The sequence below is a fragment of the uncultured Roseobacter sp. genome, from assembly GCF_947496515.1.
GTDB lineage: Bacteria > Pseudomonadota > Alphaproteobacteria > Rhodobacterales > Rhodobacteraceae > Roseobacter.
Map to the genome: position 1 here is coordinate 509,154 of NZ_CANMDB010000001.1, position 13,699 is coordinate 522,852.

A 13,699-nucleotide genomic window follows, 5' to 3' on the forward strand; every position below is an offset into this window, starting at 1 on the left:
TGTCAGAGCCATGACGCTACATCTGCAGGTCGTGACCCTAGGGATCCTCTGACGGCTCGGACGGCGTGGATGGGCTGAGCAGATCATGGAGCTTTTGAGCGCCGCTCAGGATCACAAAGCACCCAATTGCCCAGATCACCAGATCAAAAGGCGCGGCCTGCGTCCCGCGCAGCCAGCGGCTGAGCAGATCGCCCTGCGGGCGCAGCGCCTCCTGTCCGAAGAGGCCCGCCCGATCCCAAAGCGATAAAAACCAGAAGTGCGAGAGGTAAAAGAGCACGAGCGCCAGAACCGTCACGACAACCAGCATCAAGATGCGGCGCATCAGTCCAGTACCCGCAGGGTGTTTGGATCCATCCTCAGGACCAGAAGATCTCCGCGCCGCTCTACCTCGCCTTCGAGCGAGACATATTGCGCCACATAGTCGTAGGCTGTCTCCGGCAGGTGATCGCCCTCCGGGCCTGTGATGAGCAGGAATTCCGACCCGTCCACAGGCTGGGTGGAGACGAAAACCGGTGGCACCCCGCCCAGCAGACACAGGTTGGCGCAGGCTTTATGCGCGAGGCCGCGCCCCGGCCGCATCGCGCCTGAAAGGCATTTGCCATCACATATCTCGCCCGCCAGTTGCCAGCGCCCCAGCGGCACGGTGCCCATGGGGGGGGCTACACCTTCCGCCGCGCTGATCCCGTCCGCGCCGCCGCGCAACTGCAGCATATCCAGATCACCGCGTTGCAACATCACCCCGGACACCTGCGCCAACTGACCCTCCAGCGGAATGGCGCGGTTTTCCACATTTGTCTTGCCGCCACCGGCCAGCATCAGCGTGTGACCCTCGGGGATGCGCTCGTTGCCGATCGTCACCCGCAACAGAGGATAGGGCGTCAGCTCCACCACACCGGTGACAGTCTGACGGCCATAGTCAAAGCGAAACGCCCCCTGCCCCGGATCATCCTGCGCAGTGCCGAGTGCCAGCCCGAACCCCGCTAGCCCGGAGATCAGCAGCACGCAGATGACCAGCAGGAACCCCCGCAGTGCGGGCGGGATCGGCAAGTAACCGACGAAGAAGCCGTGCTTGCGCGGATCGCTCATGCCATCGCCTCCGTCTCAGGGGCAGTCCCGGGCAGCGGCACAGGCTCCACATAGGTGCCGGGCGCATTGGGCCGCGCGTGCACCAGAACGGAGGTGCCGTCGAGCCGCAAGTTATACGTGGGTACTTTTTCCGTGAAGGGTGCCGGAGACCGGCCATTGGTCACGTCATACTGGAATCCGTGCCAGGGACAGGTCACCAGACAGTCGATGATGCGTCCCTCGCCCAAGGGGCCGTTCTGATGCGCACAGGCGTTGGAGATCGCGCTGAGCGCGCCGTCATTGAGATATACCGCGACCCGCTCCCCACTGGCGAGCAGCTTGACCTTGGCAAAGCCGTCGCGCATCTCGGAGACATCGCAGACATGCACCCAGCCGCCCTTGCCACCGCTGCGGGTCCGATCGATGCGGCGTTCCTTTAGCGCAGCCAGCAGATGCAGACCGCCGACGGTGCCAGCGCAGCCCGCAAAAATTGCCGTGAACACATGGTTTTGCTGATCGAGCAGGATGCCAAGTGAGACATGCGCTACCAGCGACAGATACGCTGGGTAGATCATGTAGTGCAGCGCCTTCCACAGGGGTGGACCCAGAAATTTCAACCAGAAATCGTGACTGGTGACAGCCAGCAGGATCAGCGTAAACAGCGCAAAGATCCCAAATGCCTCGAACGGGAACCCGGCAAGCTGGCCATAGCTAGTGTTGGCAAAAAGCACCGCCTCGAACTTGTTCCAGCGCGAGAAGGCGAAGTACCAATCCACCACGTAGCCCGCGTGGGTCAGCGCCACAAAGACGGTCATCACGCCAAAGTGTCGGCGGTTGTAAAGCAACGGAAGAAAGCGCGTGTCCAGCCGGGCGAGTGGCCCGATGCACAGGATCACGGTGAGCATGACGAAGGCACATGCCCCAAAGGCGCGGGCGTTGTGGATCTGCTGATTTATAGGGCGCTCGTGGCTCAGCAGACCCGGGGCCGCATAGAGGAACACGTATAGAAACAGCCCCACCCCAGTCAGCATTACCGCATCGTAGAGATACTTGTTCGGGTTCCATTGGACGGGGACGTATTTGACGCTCACTCCACCGCCTCCGTCGGTATCGACAGCTGAACAGGCGCCACATCGGCAGGCCAGCTTTGTCGTTGCAGCAGGCCCGTGACGATCAATGCGCAGATACCGATGGGCAAGAGCCAACCCACGAGGTAGTGCGAGCGGCGAGGCGGATCATAGCGCCCATGCCAGTGCACGCGCCCTGTCTCGTAGAGATACCAGCGCCACAGCACCAACGGCCAGATCACCAGCACCGCCGGGATCAACAAGGGCCGGAACACGTAAGCACCCCGCGCATCCGCATCGATCCGGTCGATACCGATGGTCAGGAAGGCCGCCGCTACCACCGCGCCGATACCACCCCAGACGCGCAGGCCCATCAGGATTGCTTCGGCCTGGCTCATGGAAGGCACTCCGGTGTCGGGCGCCGTGATGCCCGGTCATGCGTTGGTGCCCTCACGAAAGGCTGTCCCCGCTCTTGATTGCAGCGCATGGTTGGATGGGCCGCTATTATACCGCTTAAGGGTGTACGAATTTTCGCCGTTTCGCCAAACGATTCGAGCATTTTTTCTCCGCAATGATGCAGAAATGACATCACGCTACGCTTCGGGCGCGCGCCCGCGCCCCGGACCCCGCCTGAATGCGCCGACACCTGCGCGCACGATCGCCACGATCGTGACCACTGTCATGGCCCAGAAGAACCAGGTGATCGGGCCACGGATCAGGATGGTGGGATCGCTGCCCGACATCAGCATGGCCTGACGAAAGTTATCCTCCAGCAGCGGTCCGAGGATGAACGCAATGAGGAAAGGTGCGGGTGGCACGCGGTAGCGCATCATGACAAAACCGACCCAGCCCATGGCGAACATCACGCCCACATCGAAGATATTATTGTTGACCGCAAAGACACCGTAGATGCACAGCACCAGCACGGCGGGGATCAGGATCCGCCGCGGGAGATCGGCCACATATTTGAAGCCGCGAATGGCGACGGAGCCCACCATGAACAGAAACAGCGAGCTGACGATCAGCCCGATAAAGAGCCCGTATATGATGTCGACGTTCAAGATAAACATCATGGGTCCGGGCTGCAGCCCGTGGATCATGAAGGCGCCGATGATGATCGCAGTGATCACATCCCCCGGCACGCCGAGCGCCAAAAGCGGGATCAGCGTGGCCCCCGCCACGCCATTGTTGCCCGCCTCGGACGCGGCGACCCCTTCGATCTCTCCCTTGCCGAAGTTCTCGCGGTTCTTGGAGGTGCGGCGCGCCTCGGAGTAGCTCAGAAAGGCCGAAGGAGCTGCCCCGATGCCGGGGATCGAGCCCAGAAAGACGCCGATGAAACTGCCCCGCACGATGGATTTGAAGCTGCGACGGTAGTCGGCAAAGCTCACCCAGTTCTTGCCGAGACTGCGGGTCTTGCCCACATGCGCGGTCGGGTGCCAGACCATGGCGAGGATCTCAGGGATGGCGAAAAGCCCGATCAGCACGGCGATGAAGTTGAGCCCGCCCATCATGTTGGGATCGCCGAAGGTGAACCGGTTGGTGCCGTAAACCAGATCCAGCCCGATGGTTGCCAAGAGCAGCCCCAACAGCGCCGAAAGCGCACCGCGCAGCAGGCTGTCGCCCGAGACACCGGCGATGATGGTCAGCGAGAACAGGATCAGGGTGAAAAACTCCGGGGGTCCGAAGCTGAGCGCGAAACTTGCCAGCCACCCGGCAAAGAGAATGAGCGCCAGATTGGAGATCACATCCGCCGTGCAGGAGGCCCAGAGCGCCATACCAAGGGCGCGGCCCGCCTCGCCGCGCTCCGCCAGCGGGTACCCGTCGAGAATGGTGGCCGAGGAAGCAGGCGTCCCGGGTGTCTTGATCAGGATCGCGGGGATCGAGCCTCCAAAAATCCCGCCTTTATAGACCCCCAGCAGCAATAGGATCCCCGTGATGGGTTGCATCGCAAAGGTGAAAGGTAGCGTCAGTGCCACGGCCATGGTGGCCGACATGCCCGGAATGGCCCCGCCGATCACCCCGATCACCACGCCGATGAAGAGCGCCAGAAAAGCTTCGATATTACCCACGAGGCTGAGACCCGCGGCGAGACTGTCAAGAAAGCTCATGGCAGCCTGATGACCTCACCCTGCGGGATGGCGACACCGGCCACATGCGCAAAGAACCCATAGAGCACCAGCGGCACCAGCAACGCGCAGATGACCGCTGTCACAGGGTGCCGCGTCCGCACAAGAAAGGCCGTTGCAGCAAAGAGCAGCATGGTTGTCAGCACCATACCAAGCCGCGGCAGGGCATACATGGTCAGTAGCATGAACACGGCCATTCCCGCCAAGCGCCGCCATGCAGGGCCGTGGGCATGATCGTCCGTCTCTGGCGCGGGGTCCTGCGCTGCTTCCCGCAGGCCGGCGATCACGAGGCCCAGCCCGGTCAGCCCCGCAAAGCCCGCCAGCACGTAGGGCCAAAAGAGCGGCGACAGCACGATGTTGCCCACATTGCTGGGCGATGACACCCAGTTCGGGATCGCAATCGCGGCCAGAAACAGCGCCATCGCGATGGCACCGACACCGAGACGCAGTTGCACCTGTCGTTCCGTCATGGGCTGTTGCTCTCCCCCGGATCGCGATAAGCGCCCCGACCGGCAGGCCGGAGCGCGACATGGCTTAGATCAGACGCGCGGTCTTAGCCTTCGATCCGCATGCCCAGATCATCTACCAGCTTGCGAAAGGTCTCGTACTGGCCCTGAATGAAGTCATTGGCCTCTTCGGGGGACATCACCCGAATGATCGAGCCGCGCGATTCCATCTTTTCGACGAACTCCGCATCGGCCGCCGCACTCTGCATCCAGTCGCCCCATTTGGCCGCCACCTCATCCGGCAGCCCCGCGGGACCCGCGATGCCGGTCCAGCCAACCATCTGCTGCAGATCGGGCTGGCCCAGATCGACGGAGGTCGGTGCGTCAAAGCCCTCGACCGGATCCGCCGTGGTGACCATGAGCGCACGCATCTGACCGTTGCTGACAAAGCCCGCGAGCGCGGAGCTGTTGGTGCAAAGGAAATCAGCCGTCCCGTTCAGCACCGCCGTGGCAGCAGCGCCACCACCCTGTTGCGGAATATGCGTCGCCGCGTTCGCGGCATCCTCCACGCCGAAGGCATTCAGCACCATCGCCGCCGCCAGATGCGGGCCCGATCCGACGCCGGAGGACGAAAAGCTGATGCCATCGCCCTTGGCCTGCTCGATCAAAGCCTCCATCGAGGTAATGTCGGAGCGGGCAGAGACCACACAGGCAAAGGGGTTGATCTCATAAACGGTGACAAAGCGGAAATCTTCCAGCGTGTAGGGCAGCGTGGCCTTCATCGCAGGATTGACGGAATGTGAGCCCACGCGCGCAAAGAGCATGGTATAGCCGTCTTCCTTGGCGTTCTGAACCGCGACGGATCCTGTCGCCCCCCCTGCCCCGGTGACATTGGCCATCACCAGTGGTTTGCCGACCGCTTTGCCCAGTGGTTCCGAAATTGTCCGCGCAGAGATATCGGTTGCACCGCCTGCGCCGTAAGGGATGACCATGTTGATGGGCCGCTCCGGGTATTCCGCCCAAGCAGCACCGGCCAGGCCAAGACTGAGGGCGCAGACCGCACCCATGGTTTTCAACGTCATCGTTTTCCTCCCGTTTGGTATGGGCACGCTAGGCCTCTCCGGGCCGTCGCGACAGCGCGCTTGCACAAGTCGTAACCTTAAGACATCCTTTATAGAAGTAAGAATGAATTACACATTCAGTAAGCTCAGCTACGCAAAGGGTCACGCGGCATGTCCATCCGAACGCTTCGGACGCTGATCGCCGTGCACGATCACAAGACCTTCAGCGCGGCCGCCGATGCGGTCTACGTTACCCACGCCGCCGTGAGCCAGCAAATGCGCGCGCTGGAGGAAAAGTGGCGCGTGCAGCTCTTTGATCGCAGCAAACGCACGCCTGAGCTGACGCCCCTTGGCCGCGCGCTGGTGGCCAAGGCGCGCGATGTGGTGCGCGCCTACGATCAGATGCTGCCCTCCGTGCTGGATGAAAGCGGGCTGAGCGGTGACGTGGCACTGGGGGCGCTGCCCACGACATTGACGACCATGGTGCCCGCGGCCATGTCGATGCTGGTCGCGACCTACCCGCGCGTCCGCCTGCGCCTCTTTCCCGGGCTCAGCAATCAACTTGTGTCGCAACTGGAGCGGGGACACCTGGATGCAGCCATCATCTCGCGCCCGGATCTGTTGCCCGCCGGTTTGCAGTTTCTTGAGATCGCCGAAGAGCCGCTGCAACTGCTCGCCGCACGGGAGGTGACGAGCGATGATCCGTTCGAGCTGCTGGCCAGCGCGCCTTTCATCCGGTTCAACCGCGATGCGGTGGTTGGCTACATGATCGAAAGCTGGCTGCAAAAGAAGGGCATCCGCGTCAACGAGGTGATGGAGCTGGATGGGCTGGAGGCCATCTCCAGCATGGTCTTTGCCAATCTGGGCGTCGCCATCGCACCGCGCCGCGCGGTGCAAAGCACTCATCCGCTGCCGCTCAAACGTCTGTCGCTGGGGCCGGATGCACCGGTGCGCCGGCTGGGTCTGGCCTTCCCCGAAGAAACGGCCCGGCGTCCGGTTCTGGGCAAGCTGCACCAGCTCTGTCGTGACTGTGTTGAGATTGGTGCCTTTGGCCCGCGCGCCGCGGCCACCGCACCGTGAGCGGTCACGATCTGACCTATCTGGTAATCGGCGCGCTCGCGGGCGGGTTCATCAACGGGTTGGCCGGTTTTGGCACCGCGCTTTTCGCACTGGGGTTTTTCCTGACGATCATGCCCGCGCTGGAGGCGGTCGCCATCACCGTCGTCATTTCGGTGGTCAGCGGGCTGCAGGGGCTGTGGATCGTACGCGGTTCAGTGGCGCGGCACCCGCGGCGGCTGGCGCGTTTTTTGCTGCCCGCGCTGGTCGGCGTGCCGTTGGGTGTCGCGTCTCTGCGCAGCCTCGATCCTGCGGTGCTGAAGCTGGTGATCGCCTTTTTCCTGCTGCTCTACGGCGGGTTTTTCTCGCTCCGCCGGACCCTGCCACGGATCGAGCGGCCGACACCTGTGATCGACTGCGGCGTCGGCTTCGCTGCGGGTTTGCTGGGCGGGGCCGCATCGCTGTCGGGCGCGCTGCCGACCATGTGGTGCTCGATGCGTGCCTGGCCAAAGTACGAGACCCGGGCGGTGCTGCAACCTTTCAACGTCATGGTGCTGGGGCTGACGGCGGTGGTTCTGGCCTGGAACGGCGCTTATCACGCGCAAACCATGGTGCATATCGCCGTGGCCTTGCCCACCGCGCTGATCGCCGCGCAAGTCGGAATTGCCGTCTTCAAATATCTCTCAGACGATGCCTTCCGACGGCTGTTGATTGCGGTGTGTTTTCTGTCAGGCTGTGTGCTGTTGATCCGCGAGCTGTAGGTAGCAGCGTGACGGGCAATGGCTTTGCAAAGCCATTCCACCGCGCCGCGTCAGCCGATCACCTCGTCGGAGCGGTCGTCGGTCTCGCCGTAGCGCTTCATCACTGCGGGCCGCGTCCCCTCATAGACCCGGTCTAGGTTTTCCGCGATCTTGGCATTCTCCCGCTCGAAAAGGCACTCCCCCTGCAGGTTGGAGGCCACGATGAAGGGGCCCATGCGCCGCGCCCGGATCACCCACATGGCCTGCGCGATCCCCAATTCCTCGTGCCAGTGCACCGCCTCGACATTCTCCACCCCACGCCCCAGAAGCGCGCCCGTCCCGTACCCTACCGTTGACAGAAATACCGCACCGTTGGGCACGAAATAGGATTTGTAATCCTTGGACGACATGCCCCCCTTGCCGATGATCAGTTTTGCACCGGTCTTTTCCATCCACTCGGACAACCATTTGGTAAAGCGAAAGCTCGATGTGGCCGTCACAGCCCCCAGATCGAAGGATCCATCCTCGCGTATGACCGCTGCAGGCGAGCAATGAAAATTCGCGGCACTCTCGGACGGCAACTCCATGGGAATATTCGCCTTTTCCTCCAACGCCCGCATATAGACGCCTTCGCGCGCGGTGTAGATCAGCCCGTCCAGATAGACGATGTCGCCGAGGCGTAGATCGGCGATGGCCTCTGCTGTGGGGGTAGTCGACAGTGTGACTTCGCGCAGGCTCATTCCGCCGCCTCCCGCTGTGGTTTCCAGTCCACCGTCTCGCGCCGCTGGTAGGGGGTGAACCAGTCGGGGTCCGTGCGGTGCTCCACCCGGCCGTCCGGGAAGAGCCGTGCCACCGCCCGGCGTGAGGAGAGGCAAAAGGCGTGGACCGACATCTGCATGCCACCGGTATGGCAATACCCAACTTCAATATTGCAGTCTATCACCATGTTTTTGCCGACAAACCCCATCGCTCCCATACCGATGGAATTGCCAAGCTCCTTGAACTCATCCTCCAGCGCGGCGATCTTCGGGTCCGGGTTCCGACTACCCACCGTGCGCAGGACCGAGGCGCGCTTGCCCAGCACCATACAGGTGTCTTTGGACCCGCCCAGTCCGATCCCGATGATCGCAGGCTGACAGGCAAGCCCGCGTTTACCAAAGGCCACCAGACTGTCGAGGTAGAACCGCTTGATCCCTGCGATCCCGTCCGAGGGAAAGAGCATCCGGTAGTCGGTGCCAAAGAGCCCGCCCTTGTGCACGGTAATCAGGTCGATCCAATCGCCCTCGGGCTCAAACCCGTACTCGATTTCGGGCGCGCCGATCCCGACGTTATTGTTGTGATCCGTGCGCCAGAGCGGATGCACCCGGTTGGGGCGCAGCGGCACGCCGGTGGTGGCATTGGCCGTGGCCCGGCGCAGCGCCGCCTCAAGTGCGATGAACCCGCCTTCGATGCGCGCCTCATTGCCCAGCTTGACGAACCAGCGCGGCACGCCCGTGTCCCCGCACATGGCGCGGCGATCCTCCTTGGCGGCCTCGTAATTGTCGAGCATCGCCTGAAGGACGAAAGAAGACAGATCACCGTCCTCGGTCTTGGCCGCAGCCTTCAACCCATCCAGATAATCCTGCGGGATCTCGATAGCCGCCTTGTCCATGAGGGTCTCGGCGGTGGATTGGATGAGGGAAAGCGGGATCACAATGCAATTCCTAACTCTCTTCTGATCGCTGAAAGCATAATTTCATTTATTTCAGGCTGTTTGTGGCCTTCATCTACTCTTTTTGCGATGGCTTTTGCGATGGCTTCACGCGTGGCCTGACTGGAGACTATTTCACACCTCATTCGCCAGTACGCAAATGTGGTTAGTGTTTCCTCGGTTCCGCTTGCCACATGATCTCCCATTGACTTCAGCAACCCAATGAATGCTTCTCTTTTTTCTCCGTATAGGCGATCCGCTTGTCGCTCCTTGCTGTTCAGCCAATTCTTCACAAGCAGTGTAATTAACGAAACTAGACCCAAAATTGGCAGGGCCTGTACAAGGCCGGAGAGAACGTCCACCTCGCTACTCATTGCGCTGCTACTAGCGTTTCGGGTTCGCCCTCGGGCAGGATAGTCTTTCCCGGGTGAACGATTGAAAAATCAACATCTTGGCGGGTGACGCTAACCTTATCTCCGTCCTGTCGGGCGACGGTGAAGTAGGAAGCCTCCATCGTACCGGCCTCCGGGAAGTCTTCGCGGAAGTGCGCTCCGCGGGAATTCTCCCTTGCGCGCCCGGCCTGCGCGATGACTTTCGAGACATCACAAAGGCTCGCCAGGTTCAGCCAGTCGTGCCACGTCAGGTTGAACGCCAGATTGTCTGCTGCCACGCCGACCTCCATCATCTCGGTCCGGATCTCAGCGATGCGGGTCAGCCCGCGCTCCATACCTTCCGCCGTGCGCATGACGCCCACGTCCTCCCACATCGCCTCCTGCAAACGGTTACGCAGGGGCTGAACGAGCCCCGGCGGGCGGGTCAGCGGATGGAGCGCGCGGGCGAGTTCGTCTGCCAGCGCGTCTTCATCCGGATCGCGCACCCCCCCCATGTTACGCAAATCGCGGGCCATGGTATCCCCTGCAATACCGCCGTAAACCGTTGAATTCGCGACACCATTGCCACCCAACCGGTTGGAGCCATGCGCGCCGCCTGCGTCTTCTCCGGCAACATAGAGCCCTTCCAGTGCAGTGCGGGTCTCCACATCCACCACCACCCCGCCCATAAAGTAGTGCGCGGTCGGCACCACCTCGACCAGCCCACCAGCGAGATCGAACCCGCTGTCCTCGCAGCGTTTCACCATGCCTTTGAATTTCGCGCGCACATTGTCGGGCCCCAGATGCGCCATGGAGATGAACATGCCGACCTGCGCCGGATCGTTGCTCTTGCGCATCTCGGCGTAGATGCCGCGGCTGACCACATCGCGGGTCGCGCGCTCGCCCTTGGCGTCGTAGTCGAACATGAAGCGTTGGCCCGCGCCGTTCAGCAACTGCCCGCCCGCGCCGCGCAGCCCCTCCTCCAGCACTGTGCCCGTCATGCGGCTGTGCGCGCCCGCGAGCAGGCCGGTGGGGTGGAACTGGACCATCTCCATATCGCGCAAGGGCAGACCCGCCCGCAGCGCCATGGCCAGACCGTCCATGCTCTTGTCGCCAGAGGGTGTGTGGTATTTGTACATGGTCGGCCCACCACCCGTGGCCATCAGCACCGTCTTGGCCCGCACGAACCGAAACCGCCCCGTACGCATGTCGATCATCAGCACACCTGCGAGCGCGCTGCCGTCCTTGGTGGGAATCAGGCCAATGGCCCGGTGTTCCTGCAGCTTTTCGACGGGGCGGCTCAGCACCTGCTCCATCAGCCGGTTGATAATTTCAATGCCCGTCAGATCGCCCTTGTGCACCGTACGATCGGCGGTCTGCCCGGCAAAGGCTTTCTGGTGGAGTGTGCCGTCGGGGTTTCGGTCAAAGAAACAGCCGATCTCGTTCTCAAGCTCGCGGATGCGCACGACCGCCTGCTCGCACAGCCGCCAGGCCATGTCCTGATCGGGCAGCCACTTGCCGCCCTCGATGGTATCCATGAAGTGCCGCTCGACCGTGTCACCGCCGCCGAGCGCAACATTGTACCCCCCCTGCACCATCCGCGTGCAGCCGCATTTGCCGATCAGCCCTTTGACCGCGATTGTAATCCTGGTGCCTTCGGGCGCGGATTGCTGCGCATGAAGCGCCGCAAACAGCCCAGCCCCCCCGGTGCCGAGGATCAGGATGTCCGTGTCGTGGCGGTCAATATCCATCAGATCACCTGCAGAAAGAACGTGCCGGAGAGAAAGAGAGCAGCCCCCACCGCGCCCGCCGCGAGGGTTTTTTGCGGCGCCGACCACGGCAGCCATTCCAGTGCCATCAGCCGAAGGCCGCCAAAGGCATGGACCGCAAGAAGAAACACCAGCCCGAATTCGGCAAACTTCACAAGCGGTTGCTCGGCAAAGAGCAGGAATTCATCGAGTTGGTCCGGCGCGGTCAGCGCGTAGGAGAGCACCCAGAAGTGCAGCGGCAAAAAGAGCGCGAGCGCCAGACCGGAGACCCGGTGCAGCACAAAGGCGAGCCACAGGGGATGCGCCCGCCCCGGTCTCACGCGCCGCTCCCCGGCCATGTGACGGCGATCAGTGCCTGGCCTCCGAGCGCCAGTAGAGCCAGCGCAATCGCGCCCGTCACCAGCCTGAGTGCAAGACCCTTCAGCCCCGCCAGCTCGTGCAGGATCACGCGCAACCCGATGGCTGCGTGCACGCTGATCGCGATCACGAAACTGCCGTAGAACAGAAACCAGAAGACGGACCCCTGCGTGCGGCCGAGTATCTCTGCCGCGGTCAGGCCGCCCTGCACCGCATAGATCATCACTGCGATATGCCCCAGCGTCAGCGGCGCCATGACCAGGGCCGTGATCCGCTGCAGCATATAGAGACGCAGATCCAGCATCAGCTCCCCCCCCGGCGCCAGAACCGCTTTGCCGTTTCGCGCTTCAGCCCGGCGATGGCCGACATGGGGTCAAGGTCGTTGGGGCAGAAGGCGGTGCAACTGCCCATGGAGTGGCAGTTGTGGCACCCACCGTGTCCTGATACCGCATCAAAGATCGCCGCGCGACCGTCGTGTTTTGCGTCGTTGAGCAGCGTCCAGGCTCGTTGCAGCGCCGCGGGGCCGAGGTAATCCGAATTGCCTGTCACCGTGTCGCAGCCCGCATAGCAGATCGCGCAGTTGATGCACTCGATCCCGGCGCTTGCGGTGACGCGAGCAGGTTGGGCGGGATCAACTGGCGGGATCGGCTCGTGCCGCGTGGCACTGGGCCGGTGCGCGCCGCCCGCCGCGACCCATTTGTCAAAGAACGGATCCATATCCGTGGCAAGATCCTTGATGACCGGCAGGTTGCGCAGGGGGCCGATCTGCACCTTGCGCCCCTGGAGCACCTTGCGCACATGGGTCCGGCAGGTCCACCGGGGCCGCCCGTTCACCATCATCGCACAGGATCCGCACATGCCCACGCGGCAGGCAAACCGATAGGTCAGTGTCGGATCTGCGTATTGCTGGATCCAGGATACCACATCAAGGATCGTCTGGCTTTCCATCGTAGGAACGACAAAGCTCTGATACGCGCCACCCGATGCCGTACCGCGCCAGACAGAGACGTCCAGATCATCGAGAGGCTCGGGCACGGTGCTTCCTGTGGCGGGTGGCGGCTGCGTCGTGATATAACTGCTAGAGAAGCTAACGAGAAGGAATATGTCCTTATGTTTTCTGTAAGCTCAGCTTATCAAAAGGCGCGCGGACCCAATGGCCCGGCCTGACCTGCAAACCCTGCTAGAGGAACGGTTCGGCGAGGGACTTGAGGTACCCGCTGCTCTGGCGCAGAACGACGCGCTACAGCGTATTGCGGGCCGCGCCTCCTGTCGGCAGTTCACGGATGCCGCGATCGACCCGCAGTTGCTGGAGGCGCTTTGCGCGGTGGCACTGGCGGCCCCCTCCAAGAGCGATCTGCAGCAACGGGATTTCCTGATCGTGACCGACCCGGGCGTGATGGCCGAGCTTAAGGCGCTGCTGCACGCACAGTCGTGGATCGCTGATGCCCCTGCGATGATCGTGGTGCTCGCCAACAACCGCCGCCAGCGTCAGATCCAATCCTGGCACGATCAGCCTTTCCCGAACGATCATCTGGATGCGTTCTTCAATGCCAGTGTCGACGCGGGCATCGCGTTGGCCTTTTTCATCGCGGCGGCGGAGGCCGCGGGGCTCGGGTGCTGCCCCATCAGCACCATTCGCAACCATCTCGAACCGGTCACGGACCTGCTTGACCTGCCGGATCACGTCTTTCCTGTCGCAGGGCTCGGCGTTGGCTGGCCCGCTGAGACCGGCGACATCAGCCCGCGGCTCTCCGGCGCGGCGACCATCCACCGCGACCGCTTTGTCGATATCACGCGCGATCAGGTCGAGGCCTACGACGACCGCCGCCGCGCCGGACAGCCCGGACCGGGGTGGTCCGAGGCCAAGGCCCGGATGTACGCCGAGCCGCAGCGCATGGATTTCGGAAAGATCATGCGCAAAATCGGCTTTCATCTGGAATAGAGCAGAGAT

17 protein-coding genes are annotated in these 13,699 nt (G+C 62.7%); 3 read left to right on the forward strand and 14 right to left on the reverse strand.

Annotated features, from left to right (window positions below; genetic code table 11):
* Positions 1–37 precede the first annotated feature (37 nt).
* The 7 genes from Q1A53_RS02530 to Q1A53_RS02560 form a co-directional block, all read right to left on the reverse strand.
* Positions 38–322, reverse strand: a complete 285-nt coding sequence (locus tag Q1A53_RS02530) for a hypothetical protein (RefSeq protein ID WP_299962584.1) — start codon at positions 320–322, stop codon at positions 38–40.
* On the reverse strand, positions 322–1,086 hold the full coding sequence (locus Q1A53_RS02535; protein WP_299962586.1) for a hypothetical protein: 765 nt from the start codon (positions 1,084–1,086) through the stop codon (positions 322–324). The genes Q1A53_RS02530 and Q1A53_RS02535 overlap by 1 nt, the downstream gene beginning before the upstream one ends.
* Positions 1,083–2,156: a Rieske 2Fe-2S domain-containing protein gene (locus Q1A53_RS02540; RefSeq protein WP_299962588.1), complete on the reverse strand. Its 1,074-nt coding sequence runs from the start codon at positions 2,154–2,156 to the stop codon at positions 1,083–1,085. The genes Q1A53_RS02535 and Q1A53_RS02540 overlap by 4 nt, the downstream gene beginning before the upstream one ends.
* Positions 2,153–2,530 (reverse strand): hypothetical protein, encoded by a 378-nt coding sequence (locus tag Q1A53_RS02545; RefSeq protein WP_299962590.1) that lies wholly within the window; start codon positions 2,528–2,530, stop codon positions 2,153–2,155. Before Q1A53_RS02545 ends, Q1A53_RS02540 begins: the two co-directional genes overlap by 4 nt.
* A gap of 195 nt (positions 2,531–2,725) precedes the next feature.
* A complete protein-coding gene (locus tag Q1A53_RS02550) occupies positions 2,726–4,240 on the reverse strand; it encodes a tripartite tricarboxylate transporter permease (protein WP_299962592.1) in 1,515 nt (504 codons plus the stop codon).
* Positions 4,237–4,728: a tripartite tricarboxylate transporter TctB family protein gene (locus Q1A53_RS02555; RefSeq protein ID WP_299962594.1), complete on the reverse strand. Its 492-nt coding sequence runs from the start codon at positions 4,726–4,728 to the stop codon at positions 4,237–4,239. The genes Q1A53_RS02550 and Q1A53_RS02555 overlap by 4 nt, the downstream gene beginning before the upstream one ends.
* Positions 4,729–4,811: 83 nt before the next feature.
* The gene (locus tag Q1A53_RS02560; protein ID WP_299962596.1) at positions 4,812–5,786 is read right to left on the reverse strand and encodes a tripartite tricarboxylate transporter substrate binding protein; all 975 of its coding nucleotides are present in this window, start codon (positions 5,784–5,786) and stop codon (positions 4,812–4,814) included.
* Positions 5,787–5,936: 150 nt separating this feature from the next.
* Here Q1A53_RS02560 and Q1A53_RS02565 point away from each other — a divergent pair, with 150 nt between their 5' ends.
* Both Q1A53_RS02565 and Q1A53_RS02570 read left to right on the forward strand, forming a co-directional pair.
* Positions 5,937–6,845 (forward strand): LysR family transcriptional regulator, encoded by a 909-nt coding sequence (locus Q1A53_RS02565; protein WP_299962598.1) that lies wholly within the window; start codon positions 5,937–5,939, stop codon positions 6,843–6,845.
* Positions 6,842–7,582: a sulfite exporter TauE/SafE family protein gene (locus tag Q1A53_RS02570; protein WP_299962600.1), complete on the forward strand. Its 741-nt coding sequence runs from the start codon at positions 6,842–6,844 to the stop codon at positions 7,580–7,582. Before Q1A53_RS02565 ends, Q1A53_RS02570 begins: the two co-directional genes overlap by 4 nt.
* A gap of 50 nt (positions 7,583–7,632) precedes the next feature.
* On the opposite strand, the gene Q1A53_RS02575 is transcribed toward Q1A53_RS02570, so the two are convergent.
* Genes Q1A53_RS02575 through Q1A53_RS02605 form a run of 7 tightly spaced genes read right to left on the reverse strand, consistent with a single transcriptional unit; the run spans position 7,633 to position 12,783 of the window.
* Positions 7,633–8,301: a fumarate hydratase C-terminal domain-containing protein gene (locus Q1A53_RS02575; protein ID WP_299962601.1), complete on the reverse strand. Its 669-nt coding sequence runs from the start codon at positions 8,299–8,301 to the stop codon at positions 7,633–7,635.
* Positions 8,298–9,254, reverse strand: coding sequence for a fumarate hydratase (locus tag Q1A53_RS02580; RefSeq protein ID WP_299962604.1), 957 nt, complete (start codon positions 9,252–9,254; stop codon positions 8,298–8,300). The genes Q1A53_RS02575 and Q1A53_RS02580 overlap by 4 nt, the downstream gene beginning before the upstream one ends.
* Positions 9,251–9,613: a hypothetical protein gene (locus Q1A53_RS02585; RefSeq protein ID WP_299962606.1), complete on the reverse strand. Its 363-nt coding sequence runs from the start codon at positions 9,611–9,613 to the stop codon at positions 9,251–9,253. Before Q1A53_RS02585 ends, Q1A53_RS02580 begins: the two co-directional genes overlap by 4 nt.
* Before the next feature lie 8 nt (positions 9,614–9,621).
* Entirely contained in the window at positions 9,622–11,373 is a 1,752-nt protein-coding gene (locus Q1A53_RS02590; protein WP_299962607.1) for an FAD-binding protein, read from the reverse strand.
* Positions 11,373–11,729 carry a succinate dehydrogenase, cytochrome b556 subunit gene (gene sdhC / locus Q1A53_RS02595; protein WP_299962609.1) on the reverse strand — a complete coding sequence of 119 codons (357 nt, stop codon included), beginning with the start codon at positions 11,727–11,729 and terminating at the stop codon, positions 11,373–11,375. Before sdhC ends, Q1A53_RS02590 begins: the two co-directional genes overlap by 1 nt.
* Positions 11,708–12,052: a succinate dehydrogenase gene (locus Q1A53_RS02600; RefSeq protein ID WP_299962611.1), complete on the reverse strand. Its 345-nt coding sequence runs from the start codon at positions 12,050–12,052 to the stop codon at positions 11,708–11,710. The genes sdhC and Q1A53_RS02600 overlap by 22 nt, the downstream gene beginning before the upstream one ends.
* Positions 12,052–12,783: a 2Fe-2S iron-sulfur cluster-binding protein gene (locus Q1A53_RS02605; RefSeq protein ID WP_299962613.1), complete on the reverse strand. Its 732-nt coding sequence runs from the start codon at positions 12,781–12,783 to the stop codon at positions 12,052–12,054. Before Q1A53_RS02605 ends, Q1A53_RS02600 begins: the two co-directional genes overlap by 1 nt.
* Positions 12,784–12,901: 118 nt before the next feature.
* Between Q1A53_RS02605 and Q1A53_RS02610 the strand changes: the two genes are divergently transcribed.
* Positions 12,902–13,690 (forward strand): nitroreductase family protein, encoded by a 789-nt coding sequence (locus Q1A53_RS02610; RefSeq protein ID WP_299962615.1) that lies wholly within the window; start codon positions 12,902–12,904, stop codon positions 13,688–13,690.
* Positions 13,691–13,699 lie beyond the last annotated feature (9 nt).